The organism is Chitinophaga agrisoli (assembly GCF_008386695.1).
Classification (GTDB): Bacteria; Bacteroidota; Bacteroidia; order Chitinophagales; family Chitinophagaceae; genus Chitinophaga; species Chitinophaga agrisoli.
Genome location: NZ_VUOC01000001.1, coordinates 571,477 through 586,349, shown reverse-complemented (window position 1 = coordinate 586,349; position 14,873 = coordinate 571,477). Strand labels below are relative to the sequence as shown.

General features: G+C 48.9%; 12 protein-coding genes and 1 tRNA gene. 8 read left to right on the top strand and 5 right to left on the bottom strand.

The features are described from left to right. Positions 1–106: 106 nt before the first annotated feature. Together F0L74_RS02390 and F0L74_RS02385 are read right to left on the bottom strand one after the other, a co-directional pair. Positions 107–1,237 (bottom strand): RtcB family protein, encoded by a 1,131-nt coding sequence (locus F0L74_RS02390; protein WP_149836230.1) that lies wholly within the window; start codon positions 1,235–1,237, stop codon positions 107–109. Between the two features lie 218 nt (positions 1,238–1,455). Beyond that, on the bottom strand, positions 1,456–2,466 hold the full coding sequence (locus tag F0L74_RS02385; protein WP_149836229.1) for a helix-turn-helix transcriptional regulator: 1,011 nt from the start codon (positions 2,464–2,466) through the stop codon (positions 1,456–1,458). A 258-nt stretch (positions 2,467–2,724) separates the two neighbouring features. Between F0L74_RS02385 and F0L74_RS02380 the strand changes: the two genes are divergently transcribed. The 5 genes from F0L74_RS02380 (at position 2,725) to F0L74_RS02360 (ending at position 8,500) form a co-directional block, all read left to right on the top strand. Further along, a tRNA-OTHER gene (locus tag F0L74_RS02380) sits at positions 2,725–2,850 on the top strand. A gap of 91 nt (positions 2,851–2,941) precedes the next feature. Next, on the top strand, positions 2,942–5,179 hold the full coding sequence (locus tag F0L74_RS02375) for a hypothetical protein (RefSeq protein ID WP_149836228.1): 2,238 nt from the start codon (positions 2,942–2,944) through the stop codon (positions 5,177–5,179). A gap of 72 nt (positions 5,180–5,251) precedes the next feature. Continuing rightward, the gene (locus F0L74_RS02370; protein ID WP_149836227.1) at positions 5,252–6,061 is read left to right on the top strand and encodes a nucleotidyltransferase domain-containing protein; all 810 of its coding nucleotides are present in this window, start codon (positions 5,252–5,254) and stop codon (positions 6,059–6,061) included. Next, complete coding sequence (locus tag F0L74_RS02365) at positions 6,003–7,064, top strand: DNA polymerase beta superfamily protein (protein WP_149836226.1); 1,062 nt, start codon at positions 6,003–6,005, stop codon at positions 7,062–7,064. Before F0L74_RS02370 ends, F0L74_RS02365 begins: the two co-directional genes overlap by 59 nt. Before the next feature lie 11 nt (positions 7,065–7,075). Continuing rightward, entirely contained in the window at positions 7,076–8,500 is a 1,425-nt protein-coding gene (locus F0L74_RS02360; RefSeq protein WP_149836225.1) for an RtcB family protein, read from the top strand. Positions 8,501–8,629: 129 nt separating this feature from the next. Here F0L74_RS02360 and F0L74_RS02355 read toward each other — a convergent pair whose 3' ends face one another. Continuing rightward, entirely contained in the window at positions 8,630–9,175 is a 546-nt protein-coding gene (locus F0L74_RS02355; RefSeq protein WP_149836224.1) for a hypothetical protein, read from the bottom strand. A 216-nt stretch (positions 9,176–9,391) separates the two neighbouring features. Between F0L74_RS02355 and F0L74_RS02350 the strand changes: the two genes are divergently transcribed. Beyond that, positions 9,392–10,105, top strand: coding sequence for a hypothetical protein (locus F0L74_RS02350; protein ID WP_149836223.1), 714 nt, complete (start codon positions 9,392–9,394; stop codon positions 10,103–10,105). A 122-nt stretch (positions 10,106–10,227) separates the two neighbouring features. Next, positions 10,228–10,986, top strand: coding sequence for a c-type cytochrome (locus F0L74_RS02345; RefSeq protein WP_149836222.1), 759 nt, complete (start codon positions 10,228–10,230; stop codon positions 10,984–10,986). A gap of 6 nt (positions 10,987–10,992) precedes the next feature. On the opposite strand, the gene yiaK is transcribed toward F0L74_RS02345, so the two are convergent. Then, complete coding sequence (yiaK, locus tag F0L74_RS02340; protein WP_149836221.1) at positions 10,993–11,982, bottom strand: 3-dehydro-L-gulonate 2-dehydrogenase; 990 nt, start codon at positions 11,980–11,982, stop codon at positions 10,993–10,995. A 150-nt stretch (positions 11,983–12,132) separates the two neighbouring features. Here yiaK and F0L74_RS02335 point away from each other — a divergent pair, with 150 nt between their 5' ends. Then, positions 12,133–13,326 (top strand): MFS transporter, encoded by a 1,194-nt coding sequence (locus tag F0L74_RS02335; RefSeq protein ID WP_246197609.1) that lies wholly within the window; start codon positions 12,133–12,135, stop codon positions 13,324–13,326. Here the strand turns inward: F0L74_RS02335 and F0L74_RS02330 are convergent. Next, positions 13,271–14,872 (bottom strand): IPT/TIG domain-containing protein, encoded by a 1,602-nt coding sequence (locus F0L74_RS02330; RefSeq protein ID WP_149836220.1) that lies wholly within the window; start codon positions 14,870–14,872, stop codon positions 13,271–13,273. The two genes, F0L74_RS02335 and F0L74_RS02330, sit on opposite strands and share 56 nt — an antisense overlap. Between the last annotated feature and the right edge of the window lies 1 nt (position 14,873).

The following is a 14,873-nucleotide window of genomic DNA, read 5'->3' as shown; positions in this document are numbered from 1 at the left end:
AAGTTCTTTTTCAAACTTTTTCCTAAGGGTTTGTTTTTCAATATAAACAACACCCTCATGGTTATCCGGCGGAGGGATGAGTATATGCAGCCCATCCGTTCGACTATCAAATCTCCGTGTACTTGATCGTTATCACGGGCCTTGTCTCAGTTACCTTTTTCAGGTATGTCTGATGTGCGAATATGGCTGTGGCGTCCTTGTACGCAAAGTCAAATTCCTGTATGTACCCTTGTGGAAAATTACCGGAGCGGTTCAGCAGTTCCGGGAAACGTGCCTTATAAGCTTTACGTTCTTTTTCCTTTAACACCGTTTTCCAGTGTTTCATGGCATCAAACCGCGACAGGCGCCGTCCGGCTCCATGCGCGCAGGAAAGCAGGGCTGTCTCTGCGGCGGCAATGGTGCGGGCCTGTACTAACAGGCTGCCACGGGACATTGACAATGGTATCACCACCGTTTTACCCGGAGCCAGTTCCGTACTGCCTTTGCGGTGTACAATGTTTTCGCCCCCGAACCGCAGGTGATTATGAATGGAGTCCTCCAGTTGGTAGGGCGTACCATTCAATTTTCCTTCATGGGGCAGCTCCTTGTAGTTGATATGGAGATAGCCTTTATCAAAGGTGCGTTTATCTGCGGCCACATAATGGGCGTTCTGCAAAAACAACAGGGTTTTGATACAGAAATTCTTCCGCCTTTCGTAACCAAACTGAAGCGTGTTATTATAATACTCCAGAAAATCTGTTGGCAGAAAATCCCGGTGCACATAATCCACGTCCTGTCCATAAGCACGGGAAAACTCCCTTGTTAACTCCAGGCAGCGCTGGTAAAGGGCAATGCCCCGGTTACGGGTGCCCGTATGGCAGATTACGTATACCGCCTCACTGTCCTCTTCTACGGACAGGAAATGGTTGCCGCCGCCCAGCCCATCGTCTGTCATTTGTTGATGGGCGAAGTACAGCGCCTGAAAATGCGCCTGTTTATCAAGAGGCTTTAACCAGTATGTTTTGTCAATTTTAAGGTACATCACACCGCAGCCAATATCCTTTCCGGTGATCAGCGGATAACAATAATCAGTGGTTTGGAAAGCTACCCCCACCGGCAGCGCTTTTTCTGCACAGTAGTGAATATCCGTAAACGCACAGATCGTATCTACAAACGGCCGCCGGGCATACTGCTGTAGCTGATCCATCGCATTTTGTTCAATGCGGAGAGGATCACAATAGAATCCAATAGATGGCATGTTCTTTAATTTGTAAAAAAAAGATTAGATGATGGGGCTTGGGTAGGAACATCTGCCCCTTGCAGAGATGTCAGCAGCCGAATTGATTTCGGAAACGCAAAGGTAGGGGAAAATAGGAGATTTACCCCACAATTGCTTTGACATTGCTATGAAACTGCTATAACATTGCTATGAAACCCGTATCCGTACATTTCCCGTACGCAGGCCATCCTTAAAACTCACTCATATCCTTCCACCGCTTTTTCCAACCGTTTCGTTATCCTCCCGGCCAGCGTTTTGGGCGATAATACTTTCATATATTCACCAAATCCCAATATCTCCCGCTCCAGCTCAAAGTTCAATACCACTTCTATACAGATAATGATCCCCTTTTCGTCTTCTTTTAATAAGGTCTGGGAATGATGGATCGGCTTGGTCAGTACATACGGCGCATGGTGTTTGGCTACGAACAGCACCACCTTGTGCGCCCGGTCCTTCTCCGTTTTGGTAACGCCCAGGGCGTCATGGAAGTACTGGTCAAAATCCACCCCATCGTAGGGCACAAACTTTTCCTTGGGTAGCTCCTGAAAGCCAATGATCCGGTCGAGTGCCATGGTTGTCAGCTGTTTCCCCTTTTTATCGCAGCAGATCAGGAACCAGCGGTTACGGTATTCTTTCAGCAGGTAAGGATAGCTGATGTGTTCCTGCGCCTGGGCCGCCCGGAAGGATTGATAAGTGACCAGCAAGGACCTTTGTTGCAATATGGCCTGGTACAGGGGATTAATATGTTCCAGACCCTTTAGCAGGTGGTTGTTCTCAAACTGTATATAATTATGGCCGGGATGGGTGGTCTTATACAGGTTATTTTCCAGCCGGGCAATCAGCTCGCTCATCTCCTCAAAATAACTGAACCCGTTAAACTGTTTCAGCAGGCCTACCACTTCCTTCATCTTTTCTACGTCCGCATTATTAATAGGGGCATTAGTAATACTGTAGGCGGGATCGCTGTAGCTGTAATACTTCTTTTCCAGCACCACAATGGGCGCATTATAACCCAGCTTATCGCTGCGCATGGTTTGTATATCTGCCTGTATGGTACGCCGGCTAATGCCGGAGCTGATCCCTTCATATTCATACAGTACATGCGCCACTTTTCCTATCAGGTCTTCCAATGTCCATTTACGGTACCTGTTCCGCAGGCATTCATCAATGGTTTTATAACGCATCAGGGCCAGTTTATTAATAGACATACCACCTTTTTTGAGCTTAAAAGTAATAGAAAGCTTTTTCCTGCGCAATACAGCTGCGCAGTATAGTGTAGATGCAAAAAATAGTAGATGATAAAACCGTATAAATCAACCATCTAAAAAATATTTTACAAATTTACTTTCCTGCGCAGGTGCACTGCGCACATGCACGTGCATATTTGTATCATCAAAGCGGTCAAGAAAAAGTTACTTCAACTCACCTTTAAATGACACACTTTTTCAATTACAGTTTTGAATGTAGAGGCAGTCGTCTAGTGGTAGGATAGGGCCCTTATGAAGAGTTCTGAAATTATCGCTCCCGGTCAATTATAACTTACTGCTCATTGTGCCAGGGCGCTGACGCCGGTTCGATTCCGGCCTGCTTCTCAAGAAATTTAGGTCAATGGTGGCTTACTTCATATGCACCTAAAATTAAAAACGAGCCACCAGATTATCTGGTTTATAAAATGTAAAGAAAATGAGGAATCAATTATTAACCGTCAGCCTTCGCCAACAGGCCATCTTTATCCCGGACACTGCATTACTGCAGGAAGGTGCACGGTTAACCGGTACCACTGGTATGCTGCTGATCAACCTGTCCAAACTAGGTTTTACAGTGTCTGAGCCGCTGCTGCAGGCCTTAAAAAGCACAATACCTGGATACCAGTCCGTGATCCTGGATACACTGCAGCAAGTGCTGGGTATGCATAAGAACTGGACGCCCCTGGTAAAGGACTGGGAGGTACCTACCTATGAGTCCCTGGAAGATCATATTGCTACCTATTATGCCAATATTTTCCAGGATCAGGGTGCATGTTTGCCCTGTGGTCATATCATCCCGGATAACACTTTTCCGCTGTACCGTTATAATGGCTGCCCTTTTTGTGGTATGCCTTTCGTAAATGCGCCCATTGAACATATTAAACAAGGCAGCCAGCAAAAGGTCCTGGAATTATGGACCCGTCAGGATGCGTCGGCCTTTCTCCATGACCTGTTAACCTCTAAAACCGCGCTGGATGCTACGCAGACGGATAGCCTGCGTTTATTGCTGAATGTACTGCCTTTGCCGGAAGTAAAGGTGGGTATGAAAGAAACCTTAATGGAGGTGATAGATACCTGCATCAATGCGGGCCAGCCAGAGAAGGTGCAGCCGTTACTGGCTTCTCCTACAGATGTGCTGCGTTACCTGTGGTTTAAACATACCGGTTTCCTGCAGATAATAGCGCCTAAGACCATCGTTAAACGTATAAAGAAAAATAACAGCCATATACACCGCCCGCTGGATAACAGCGCAAAGGCCCGGATTAATGCTAAAAATGATCTGAAGCTTAAATATGGCCGTAAAGAGTGTTTGATGGTGGCGGATTGGTTAAATAATATGGCGCCGGATGTGGCGGCCATGTGTGAGAACATGCACGCTAAACGGGGTATGTGGGTACGTTTCATCCGCGCACTACGCCTGCCGGAATACAGCAAACGTAAAGGGTTTGAGAAGCTGCATGCCCTGCTGGATATGTTCTACCATCAGCGGTACGATGTATGGGACGCTCATGTGCAGCATTACCGCCTGCGCTTTGATGCGGATAGCACTTTCAACCTGCTGCAGGACCGTCCCGGCTTGTTTGCACGCTCCCTGTTTGCAAATATGCTGTGGTTCGGTAACCAGTGCACTGTCGAAGCTTTTTCACGCATAGTGGATAAAGTGCCGGCCCGCCTGCTGGTAACATTGAGCATGTATGCGGAGAATTGTTTTGAACCGGACAATAACCGCGTGGTAAAGCCCCTGGGTGGCGTAAACAAAAATATACCGGCTAACCGCCTGTTAAAGCTGTACAGCAATGAGCAGTTGCAGGAAATGAAAGACGCCGTGGCAGACCTGTGCTTACTGGCAGTGAAGAAACGCTTTGAAGCCATAGAAAACACCGCCAAAACTATCTATATAGATCCGAAGCTGTTTAAAATGCCGATGGCTATTGGCGATAGGAGCAATACCGTGCAGGACCTGCCGGCGGCCCTAATGGGTACCCGTTTTACGGTAGAAGGCAATACCGTACGTTTGTTCATGCAGTGGGGTACCGGTATGATGGCGCAGCACCTGGATATGGACCTGAGCTGTATGGTCACCTACGATAACAGGCAGGAGCGTTGTTCTTACAGCTCCCTGGTGATATCAGGTTGTAAGCATAGTGGCGATATCAGGCACATCCCGAACAGGGTAGGTACGGCAGAATACATTGAGATAGACGTGTACCATCTGCAACAAGCCGGCGCCCGCTATGTTACCTTCACCTGTAATGCGTACAGCAATGGTAGTATTTCGCCTAACCTGGTAGTGGGTTGGATGAACAGCAAATACCCCATGAAGATCTCTGCGCATAGCGGTGTGGCATATGATCCGTCCTGCGTACAGTACCAGGTACGTATCACCAACAGCCTGGATAAAGGCCTGGTATTTGGCGTGCTGGATGTGCAGCAGGCAGAGATCGTGTGGTTGGAAATGCCGTTCGAAGGCCAGATAGTACAGCGGCTGGATATGCGGAATATTACCGCCATGTTAAAGAAGCTGGATAGCAAATTGTCCGTTGGTCAGCTGCTACGCATAAAAGCGGAAGCACAGGGCCTGCAGGAACTGGAAACAGCAGACGCAGAAGAATCTTATACCGTTAAGTGGGCACAAAATGCGGCCGCCGTGACAAAACTGTTGCTGGGCGATTAAAGCGCAGCGACTATGTGATGACAATAATGCCGGCCCAGCAAAAGCCGGCATTATTTTTAAAACAAAGATCCAATGCAAACTATAATACTTAATAAGCTAAAACAAATAGCCGCCGCCAACCGCATACAGCTGTTGTACGCCTGCGAATCCGGCAGCCGGGGCTGGGGTTTTCCCTCCCCGGACAGCGATTATGACGTTAGATTTATCTATATACGCCCCCTGAACCACTATCTTGCAGTACAGGAAAGTCAGTATCAGCTGAGCTTTCCCATAAATGACGAGCTGGATATCTATGGATGGGATTTGCGTAAGGTATTGCAACTGATGAGAAAGTCAAACACCACCCCGTTTGAATGGCTGCAATCGCCGGTAATATATGACCAACGGCCGGGATTCAGGGAAGACCTGTGGGCGCTGTGCCCGCATTTCTTTAGCCAGCGGAGCAATATGCATCATTACCTGGGGATAGCCCAGGGCGCAATGGACACCATGCAGGGTGACGAGATACGGATCAAGAAACTGTTCTACGTCCTGCGGCCGCTACTGGCGGCAAAATGGTGCCTGGAGCGTAACAGCATAGCCCCCATGGAAATGGCGCCCCTGATGGTACTGCTGCCGTACAGCCTACGGCAACAGGTACAGGAGCTTATAGACTTCAAAGCCACTGCGGCAGAGGGATACATGATACGGTTGGCTGCTGATCTGAGATCATTTATAGCACAGGAGTTTGCCAGTATATCAGCGGCTTCGGCCAGCTTGCCCAGGAATGAATTCGAAACTGAAAGGCTGGATGCATTTTTCATAAAAACCTTGCAGGAATACAATGACAATAGCAGAAATGAAACAGAACGGCTGGCTGCTGCTGGAATGTGTGAGCGGTAGCAAAGCTTATGGGCTGGATACCCCTACATCCGATACAGACCTGAAAGGCGTGTACTACCTGCCCAAGGAACAGTTCTATGGCCTGGATGGCGTAACACAGCTCACTAACGAAACAAATGATGAGGTATATTATGAGCTCGGCCGTTTTCTGGAACTGCTGCTCAAAAATAATCCCAATATCCTGGAGTTGCTGGCTACGCCGGAAGACGAGATACGGTACCGGCATCCCATCATGGAACAGCTACAGGTAGATATGTTCCTGTCAAAACTATGTAAGGATACTTTTGCCGGTTATGCTATCACCCAGGTGCAAAAGGCACGGGGTTATAAAAAGAAGATCGTAAACCCTATACCTAAAGAACGGAAAGCGGTGCCGGATTTCTGCTACGTATTACAGGGGCATACCACTGTTCCCTTGCAGGGCTGGCTGGCTGCCCATGACCGGATACAGCAACGCTGCGGGCTAAGCAGCGTGCCACATGCAAAAGGTATGTACGCGCTGTTTTATGATGCGGATGGTACGTTCAGGTACAATGGTATTGTGAGCGGCCCCGCGGCGGACGATGTATCCCTTTCCCCCATCCCTAAAGGACAAACGGTACAGGCTTACATGAGCTTTAACCAGGAAGGCTATTCCGCTTACTGCAAAGAATACCGGGAGTACTGGGATTGGGTAGAACTGCGCAATGAGCACCGCTACCAGGGGAACATGGCCCACGGCAAAGGCTACGACGCCAAGAACATGATGCACACCATCCGCCTGCTGCAGGTGGCGGTAGAGATAGCCCGTGAAAACAAGCTGCAGGTAAAACGGCCCAACCGGGAGGAGCTGTTGTCCATAAAGGCAGGTAACTACTCCTATGAGGAACTGTTGCAAAAGGCAAATGTACTAATGGAAGAGATCACCACCGCCTACCCGGCCAGCACTTTGCGGGATGTGCCGGATAAAGAAAAAATAACCGCTATTTTAGTACACATGAGGGATACCCTGTATCACTCCTAAAAAGGAATACAATGGAAAAACAAATAAACGGACGGGACTTAATTGCTATCGGTTATACAGAGGGGCGTACCCTGGGTATGGCGCTGGAACTGTTAAACCAGCCAGGTCTGCCACAGGAGCACGACGCTGCGCTGGCCCTGTTAAAACAGGTAAAGGAACAACCGGAGCAATTCCTGGACGACGAGAAGCTGGAACCACTGGCTACCGCCATTATAGAGGATGCCAATGCCCCGGTAGATACTACCATTGCCTTATCAGAGGAGCCAAAGGATTACGCCATTTACGGCGCTGCCCATATTGATGAAGGCGCCCGTAAGCAAATGAGCGTAGCCATGCGCCTGCCGGTGACCACTGCAGGTGCGCTGATGCCGGATGCCCACCAGGGTTATGGCCTGCCTATCGGCGGGGTATTGGCTGCCAATAACGCCATTATTCCTTATGGCGTAGGCGTGGATATTGGTTGCCGTATGGCGCTGACTATCCTCGATATCCCGGAAACACACCTGCTGCAGCACGAAGATGTCTTTAAGAAGGAACTGATAGAACATACTAAATTCGGCGCAGGCGCTGGCTTCCATGGCCGTTACCGTGCGGATCACGCGGTCTTGTCACGGGATGAGTTTAATCTCACGCAGTTTATTAAACAGCTAAAGGATAAAGCCTGGTCACAGCTGGGTAGCTCTGGCGGTGGTAACCACTTTGTAGAATGGGGCGTGATCGAATTTTCTGAACGGGACGAGGCACTGAATATCAACAAAGGAAAATACGTAGCCCTGTTAACGCATTCCGGTTCCCGTGGTTTAGGCGCTACCATAGCGGGTTATTATACCCGCCTGGCAAAACAGCTGTGCCGTTTGCCAAAAGAAGCGGCCAACCTGGCCTGGCTGGATATGCAGTCCGCCGCCGGACAGGAATACTGGCTGGCCATGAACCTGGCGGGCGATTATGCAGCCGCCTGCCATGAGACTATCCATAACAAACTGGCGCAGGCTATAGGCGGTACCATCCTGGCCAGGGTGGAGAACCATCATAATTTTGCCTGGAAAGAAACCTGGCAGGGCCAGGAAGTGATCGTACACCGTAAAGGCGCTACGCCGGCAGGTAAAGGCGTGATGGGGATCATTCCGGGTAGTATGACCGCGCCTGGTTTCCTGGTACGGGGTAAAGGCAATGAAGATGCGGTGAACTCCGCCTCTCACGGCGCCGGCCGCCAGATGAGCCGTACAAAAGCCATACAGAATATTGCTAAGGAAGATTTCCTGGCCATACTGGCAGCAAATAATGTAACGCTGATTGGCGCCGGCCTGGATGAAGCGCCCATGGCTTATAAGGATATTAACCAGGTAATGGCCGCGCAGCGGGACCTGGTAGATGTAGTGGCCAGGTTCTCCCCGCGTATTGTGCGTATGGCGGACGATGGTACCAGCGAAGATTAGACTGTCAGAATAAAATAGAAGTCCTGGTGAAGCGGCAGTTTTACCGGGACTTTTTTGCACTGCAGACATTTGCCACCACAACGCAGATAACGCTTTCTTATTCCTGCCAATTCTATTATTCCGGGCATTTCAACCTTTCTTTATCTTCCCAAATTCAGTTTGATATTGTTTACAAAGGGCTAAAATTTCACCCGGGGTCTTTTCAAAACGTCTCAACCTCATTGAGGCCAGACGCTGGGATACAGGGAAATCATCTTGGTTGGAAAACGATATAAAAAGATAGTGATTAGTCGTAGTAGTGGCAGCCCCGTCGCTACCACCTGAACTTTGTTGCGAGATGGATGCTACATCAAATTCAGCGATATTACCCCACGTAAGTCTTGTATCCGGGGGAATAGCGAATTTGCCTTCAAAATGTACAATGTCAAAAATGCTTCTGCCATAGGAAAGCACTACCCCGTCTTTCGATAATTCTATTTTCGATTTAACATCCCATATATATCCGGCAAATATAAATAACGGGATGATCAGCAATACAATGGTCAAAAAGATAGCAAATCCCGGCTCAACGGAATATTTTATGAACCAAAAAAGTAATGGACCGAATATTATCGTCATAACAATTAGGTCGGTTTTATATTTTTTCTTCCTTTCTTTGATTACTAATGTTTCCATTTTCTTGTTTTAGGGTGAGCGCTTCACGCTGATTTTTGAGGATTTTCACATACTATACAATTACTTTCCCTGCGTTTGTTATTGGGCAGAAAATACGAATTATTTTCTTGATGCGGGTGAAAGCTGGTTGCTGGAACTATAATCAATAAGCGCAAACTGGAATATAACGGTATGTCATATCTTTTAAAATGTATCTTAGCAAGATAAACCACGCCTGTGAAAAGACCGTTTAACGCTGAAGAAATAAAAATTCTCAGAAAAGGAAGCTCCCCCAAAATAAATGAGAGCGACTCGGCTTTGTCTGGTTGTTTACTTTTTTCCTTTCTTCTTATTGCTTTTGTGGTGTTGGGGATCACCCTTAATACATATTTAAGCGTTTTTTGGTCTGCATTGCTTCCATGGCCGGTTATCGGCCTCATTTATTTTTTATTTCACGTCGCTGGCCAAAAAAAGGTAACCCACCGGTTTGGCCACGCCCTTGTAGAAACCGTTAGGGCTACGAACATCTTGCTGAGCCACGCAGCAGGTGAATATACTATCAGCGTTCTGTACCAAGAAGGAGAAATTTCATGGGCGGGTGAAATCACGATAGTTTATTTTGGTGACAACGAAGAAAAATTCAGGCAGTTATTGGAGGAGAAGGGGATGAACGCTATGTCGCCCGAAACTGGTTATCAAATGACTTTGGATACCTTATTTGCGTTTTCAAACGAGACGATGTTGGTGAGATTTGAGCCCCAAAAACAAAGTTCAGCCTATAATCTACCTAACGGGGCGCTGTCAGATTATTTCCGGACAGCGTACAATTTGGTGCGCAGCGAAAAAACAGGAGAATTGCTTTTTATTAACCTTGACAGCGGCACGAAGGAATACTTCAGCAATAATATTTCATTTGAGAGCCGCAATATTATTTACGGAAGTTATTTGTAAATCGGAAATCTACGAAGATTTGATCCCCATCATTATCCATCTCCTCCTGCGATAGTGAGCCCACAAACGTGTATATATGAAGTGGGAAAGAATAACCAACTTTCGCTTACCTATTAATACCTATGAAACAGTGCTTAATCACCGCCTTACTAATCTTCCTCTACATTGCCTGTAGCAATGTGCCATCACCCTGGCAAACACTTGACGCCGGTGTTTTTAAACTAAAAACGCCTTCCGGCTGGTGGCTGTATAACAGCTATGGCAGTGATGTTTTGATGGGTGGGCTAACGAATGGCAAGGACAGTCTCAATTTTGTCCTGGGAGCTACAGCCGCACATTTCCCATTGGGAGATACTACAAAGCAGCGTTACGCCGGCGATACGATCAATGGCTTTTCCGCCCTGGTAGAGATCCCCAAAGAGGATGGAGATGGCTTTGTGCTGATAAAGCTGGTGAATGTACAAGGTGGGAATGAATTTAGCCTCTCTGGAAAGGATATTGAGGGTACGGCCACTGTTTTAGAGATATTCCAGTCTGTTAGTTTCAAAGGCAGTGATCCTGCACCTGATAAACCGCTTAGTTTCTCTGATTTCCATACGCCGGCATCCCCCCGTGCCGGTAAATTGGTTTTCCAGATGAATTGTGCCAGCTGCCATAACGTACATAAAAAGCTAACTGGACCTCCTTTCCGTGAGATCCTTGAGCAGCGTAATGCAGATTACATCTATCGGTTCCTTACGGACAAACCATCCCGTGGAAAAGACAGCCTCCGTAAAGCATGGTTAAAGGAATGTGACGGCATGGAATGTCCGGACTTCCACGGCGGCATAACGGCTGAAGATGTTCAGGGACTGGTGGAATATGCCGGGGTAAGACCGTAATATCCATTACTTCAACTGCAACACCTGCTCCCAGATCTCCTCATTCACCAATACTCCCTCCTTTTCACTCTGCACCCTTGTCCGCAGGGTATTCTCCCCGGGGTAAGAGATCCGCCCACCGGGCATAGCCGGCTGGCTACTCTTCGTATACGCCAAGATCTCTTCTACCAGCGCATCATGCATATCCGGCTGGCGTAAACAAATAAAACACTGCGACACGCCATATTCCTTTTTATCCGCGGTTATCTTAGTCGTAGACCGGCCGCCACTTAATGCCGTCAGCACAATATCCAGCACCAGCGCCAGGCTGGAGCCCTTCCAGAAGCCAATAGGTAATGCCCGTTTATTGGCGCGTATGGCAGATGGGTTAGTGGTTAAATTGCCGGCGTCATCATAACCACCGGGTACCGGTAGTTGCTCGTGTTTTAGCTCATACTCCTGCATCTTGCCATAGGAGAACTGCGACATGGCCATATCCAGCACAATATGCCCTTTTGTACGCGGTACGGCTATCACCAGCGGATTATTGCCCAATACCGGTTCTGCGCCGCCCCAGGCGGGCATGCCTGCAATGGCATTGGTAAAACAGATGCCTATACAGCCTGCGTCTGCCGCCTGCCAGCCATAGGTACCGCCCCGCATCCAGTGATTGGTGTTCTGTAGCGCCACGCAGCCAATACCGTTGTCTGTGGCCAGCGTAATGGCCCGCTGCATAGCCTTGGTGGCATTATACATGCCCGCGCCCAGGTTGCCGTTCCAGGTTTCTATAAGGCCATTGCTGCTTTGCAGTTCGGGCTCCGCGGAAGGGTTCACCAATCCGTCTTTTATGTATTGCACAAACACCGGAAAACGGTTCAATCCGTGGGAATGCACGCCATCCCGGCTATTGGCCGCAAAAATGCCGGCGCATAATGCCGCCTTCTCCTCGGTAAAGGAAAGCTGTAGCAGTATATGCTTGAACGTTTGCTGCAGTTGGTCAAAGGGTATACGTTTCATCCTGGTACTTTTTGCTGATGACTGTCAAATTACAAAATTGCCTGTTGGATAATAATATGGGTTCCAGATTATCCAATCTTACCGGCATATTGTACCGGATTAAGCTACTACTTTTTTCTAGTTTTGCAGGGCTTTGAAATGAATCTGCACATGCACAGCAAATCGTTGGGGAAATCGGATACGCTCTTTATGGCTGCCTGCTCCGGTCTGGTGGTCGCAAATATTTATTATTGTCAGCCGCTGATTGTGTTGATCGCTAAGGACTTCCGTATACCGGAAAGCCGGGCCGGCCGCATTGCCTGGCTTACGCAGATAGGTTATGCCTGCGGCTTGTTGCTGCTGGTGCCCCTGGGCGATATCATGGAACGCCGCAAGCAGATCCTGGGCTGTATGGTGGCCGCCATGCTCTCGCTGGCCCTGGCGGCTATGTCGCCTAGTTTTGGCGTGTTGCAGATAGCCAGCTTCCTGATAGGGGCCAGCTCTATTTCCGCACAGCTCATATTACTGCTGGGCGCTCACCTGGCAGATGATGATAAACGAGGCAGCGTAATAGGTACCATCATGGCGGGCGTAATAGTGGGCATACTGGCCTCCCGTTCCATAAGCGGTACTTTGGGGGCCATTTTTGGCTGGCGGGAAATATATTTTATGGCGGCGGGTATCTGTGCGGTGCTGGTGGTATTAATGCGGCTGCGTTTTCCCCAAAGTATGCCCTCCTTTAAAGGTACTTATGGCCAGTTAATGGCTTCATTGATCTATTATATCCGTACGCAGCCTGCGCTACGGCAGGCCTCCTTCCGTAATTTTATGTCCTTTGCGGCGCTTAGCGCTTTTTGGGTAACAATGGTGCTGTTCCTTTCTTCGGCGCCCTTCCATTATTCCAGCGCTACGATCGGCCTGTTTGGCCTGGCGGGGGCAGCCAGTGCGCTGGCATCGCCGCTGGTGGGGAAGCGTAGCGATAACAAAGGCTCCTTTATGAATATCTGGATAGGCCTGGCCATGGAGCTGATCAGCTTTGCGGCATTTTATTTTACCGGCAATGGCCTGTTCCTGCTCATTGTAGGCATCATCCTGGTAGATGTGGGCCACCAGACCATCCAGATCTCCAATCAAACTATTATCTACTCCATTATGCCGGAGGCGCGTAACCGCTTTAATACGGTATTTATGACCAGCACCTTTATAGGCGGCGCCTGTGGTTCCGCTATCGGCATAGGGCTGTGGAATATTGGCCACTGGCCCCTCTTCTGCATAGGCGGCGCCCTCATGGTGCTGGTAAATATCATCGCTACTGGTACCGTAACTTTACGATCCGGTTACACTGCCGGAAGTCAAACTTCGTAAACGATCCCACTCCCAGCATAGCATGTTCGTCAGGCAGCTGCAGTACTTTGGTAAAACCGCCGGTTACATCATTGGTGCCCAGGCTGATACCGCCATTGGTATTGTAGGTGGTGTGTATGCTGCCATTAGGGTTCAACACCAGGAAGTTATTACACGTAATACTATTAAAACGGGAAAAGTAGCCGCTTAGCACCAGCTGCCCCTGTGGCATTACGCTCACATTAAAGATCATTCCGTTTGATCCGACCCCTACCTGCAGGGATCCATCCAGGGTACCGTCTGTATTGATACGCGCAATTTTGGGCGCCTGCTGGGGGCCATAAGTAGTGAATTCCCCGGTAATGATGATCTTCCCATCCGGTTGTATAGCCATTTCACCAATAGGGCCATTGGCCCCCTGGGCAGTATTAAATGTGGGATCCAGGGTGCCATCCGTATTAATGCGCGCTACACGCAATGCTGCTGCGCCGTTGTATTTTGTAAAGGTGCCTGCTATCAGCAATTTACCGTCTGGCAGCAGAATAGATTTGTTGATCACGCCGTTTACGCCTTCCATTCCCCGGTGATTCACCAGGTCATAATTATAGCTGGTGTCAAGTATCCCATCCGGATGCAGGCGGCATAACAGGTTTACCAGCGTGGAGTCCAGGTGCAGGGAGTCTGCGCCATTCACCGTCACCAGGTTATAATTGGGCTTCACATAATACCGGAAAAAACCTGTTACGATGATCTTGCCATCCTGCTGTACATGCAGGTTGTTGATCACGCCGGATACGCCGCCTTTCATGGCCGGCGTAGGCTGTACTTTGCCGGAAGGCCGGGTAACGTTTACCGTTTCCAGGGCGCCGCTATTATACAGCCGGGTAATGCTGCTGGCATAAGGCAGCCCTTCGTAGCTGGCAAAGCTGCCAGCCACCAGGTATTTGCCATCCGGCAGGGCGGCGGCCTTCACCACGGTGGAGGGAGAGCCGGTATTGCGGCCATATTTGAAACTACGGTCTATGGTGCCGTCTGCATTAATGCGCGCTACACGGTTTACGCCCCCGTCTATATTGGCGTTGTCATAATTGGTGAAATCGCCTACAATAAGGTATTTGTTGCCTTCAAGGGGTATAATATCCCGTATATTATTATCCGCCCCGCGGGAGCTGGGATAGATCGTATCTGTTTCCATAGGCCCCAGTACACGGAAGAAAGGGCCAAAGAAATACTGCTGCCCCACCTGCGCGGTAATATTGCCCGTGCTGGCAAAAGCGGGCACTTTTACCTTCACGGTGGAATCTGTTACGGAAATGATGCTGGCGGCCTGTCCGTTAAACAGGATGGAGAGCTCCTGCTGATGCTCTTTAAATCCTTTTCCGCGTATGGTGATCTCTTCGTCCATATGTCCCTTATCCGGCACTACGCCGCCCTTGCTGATCAGGATAGCCGGCAATACCGTATCCTGGTAAGGGTTTTTCCCGCTCTCGCCAATATTGTCCTTAGAGCAGGCCTGCATACATAGTAAGTATATAATTATCCCGGTGATGTATTGGAATGCTTTCATC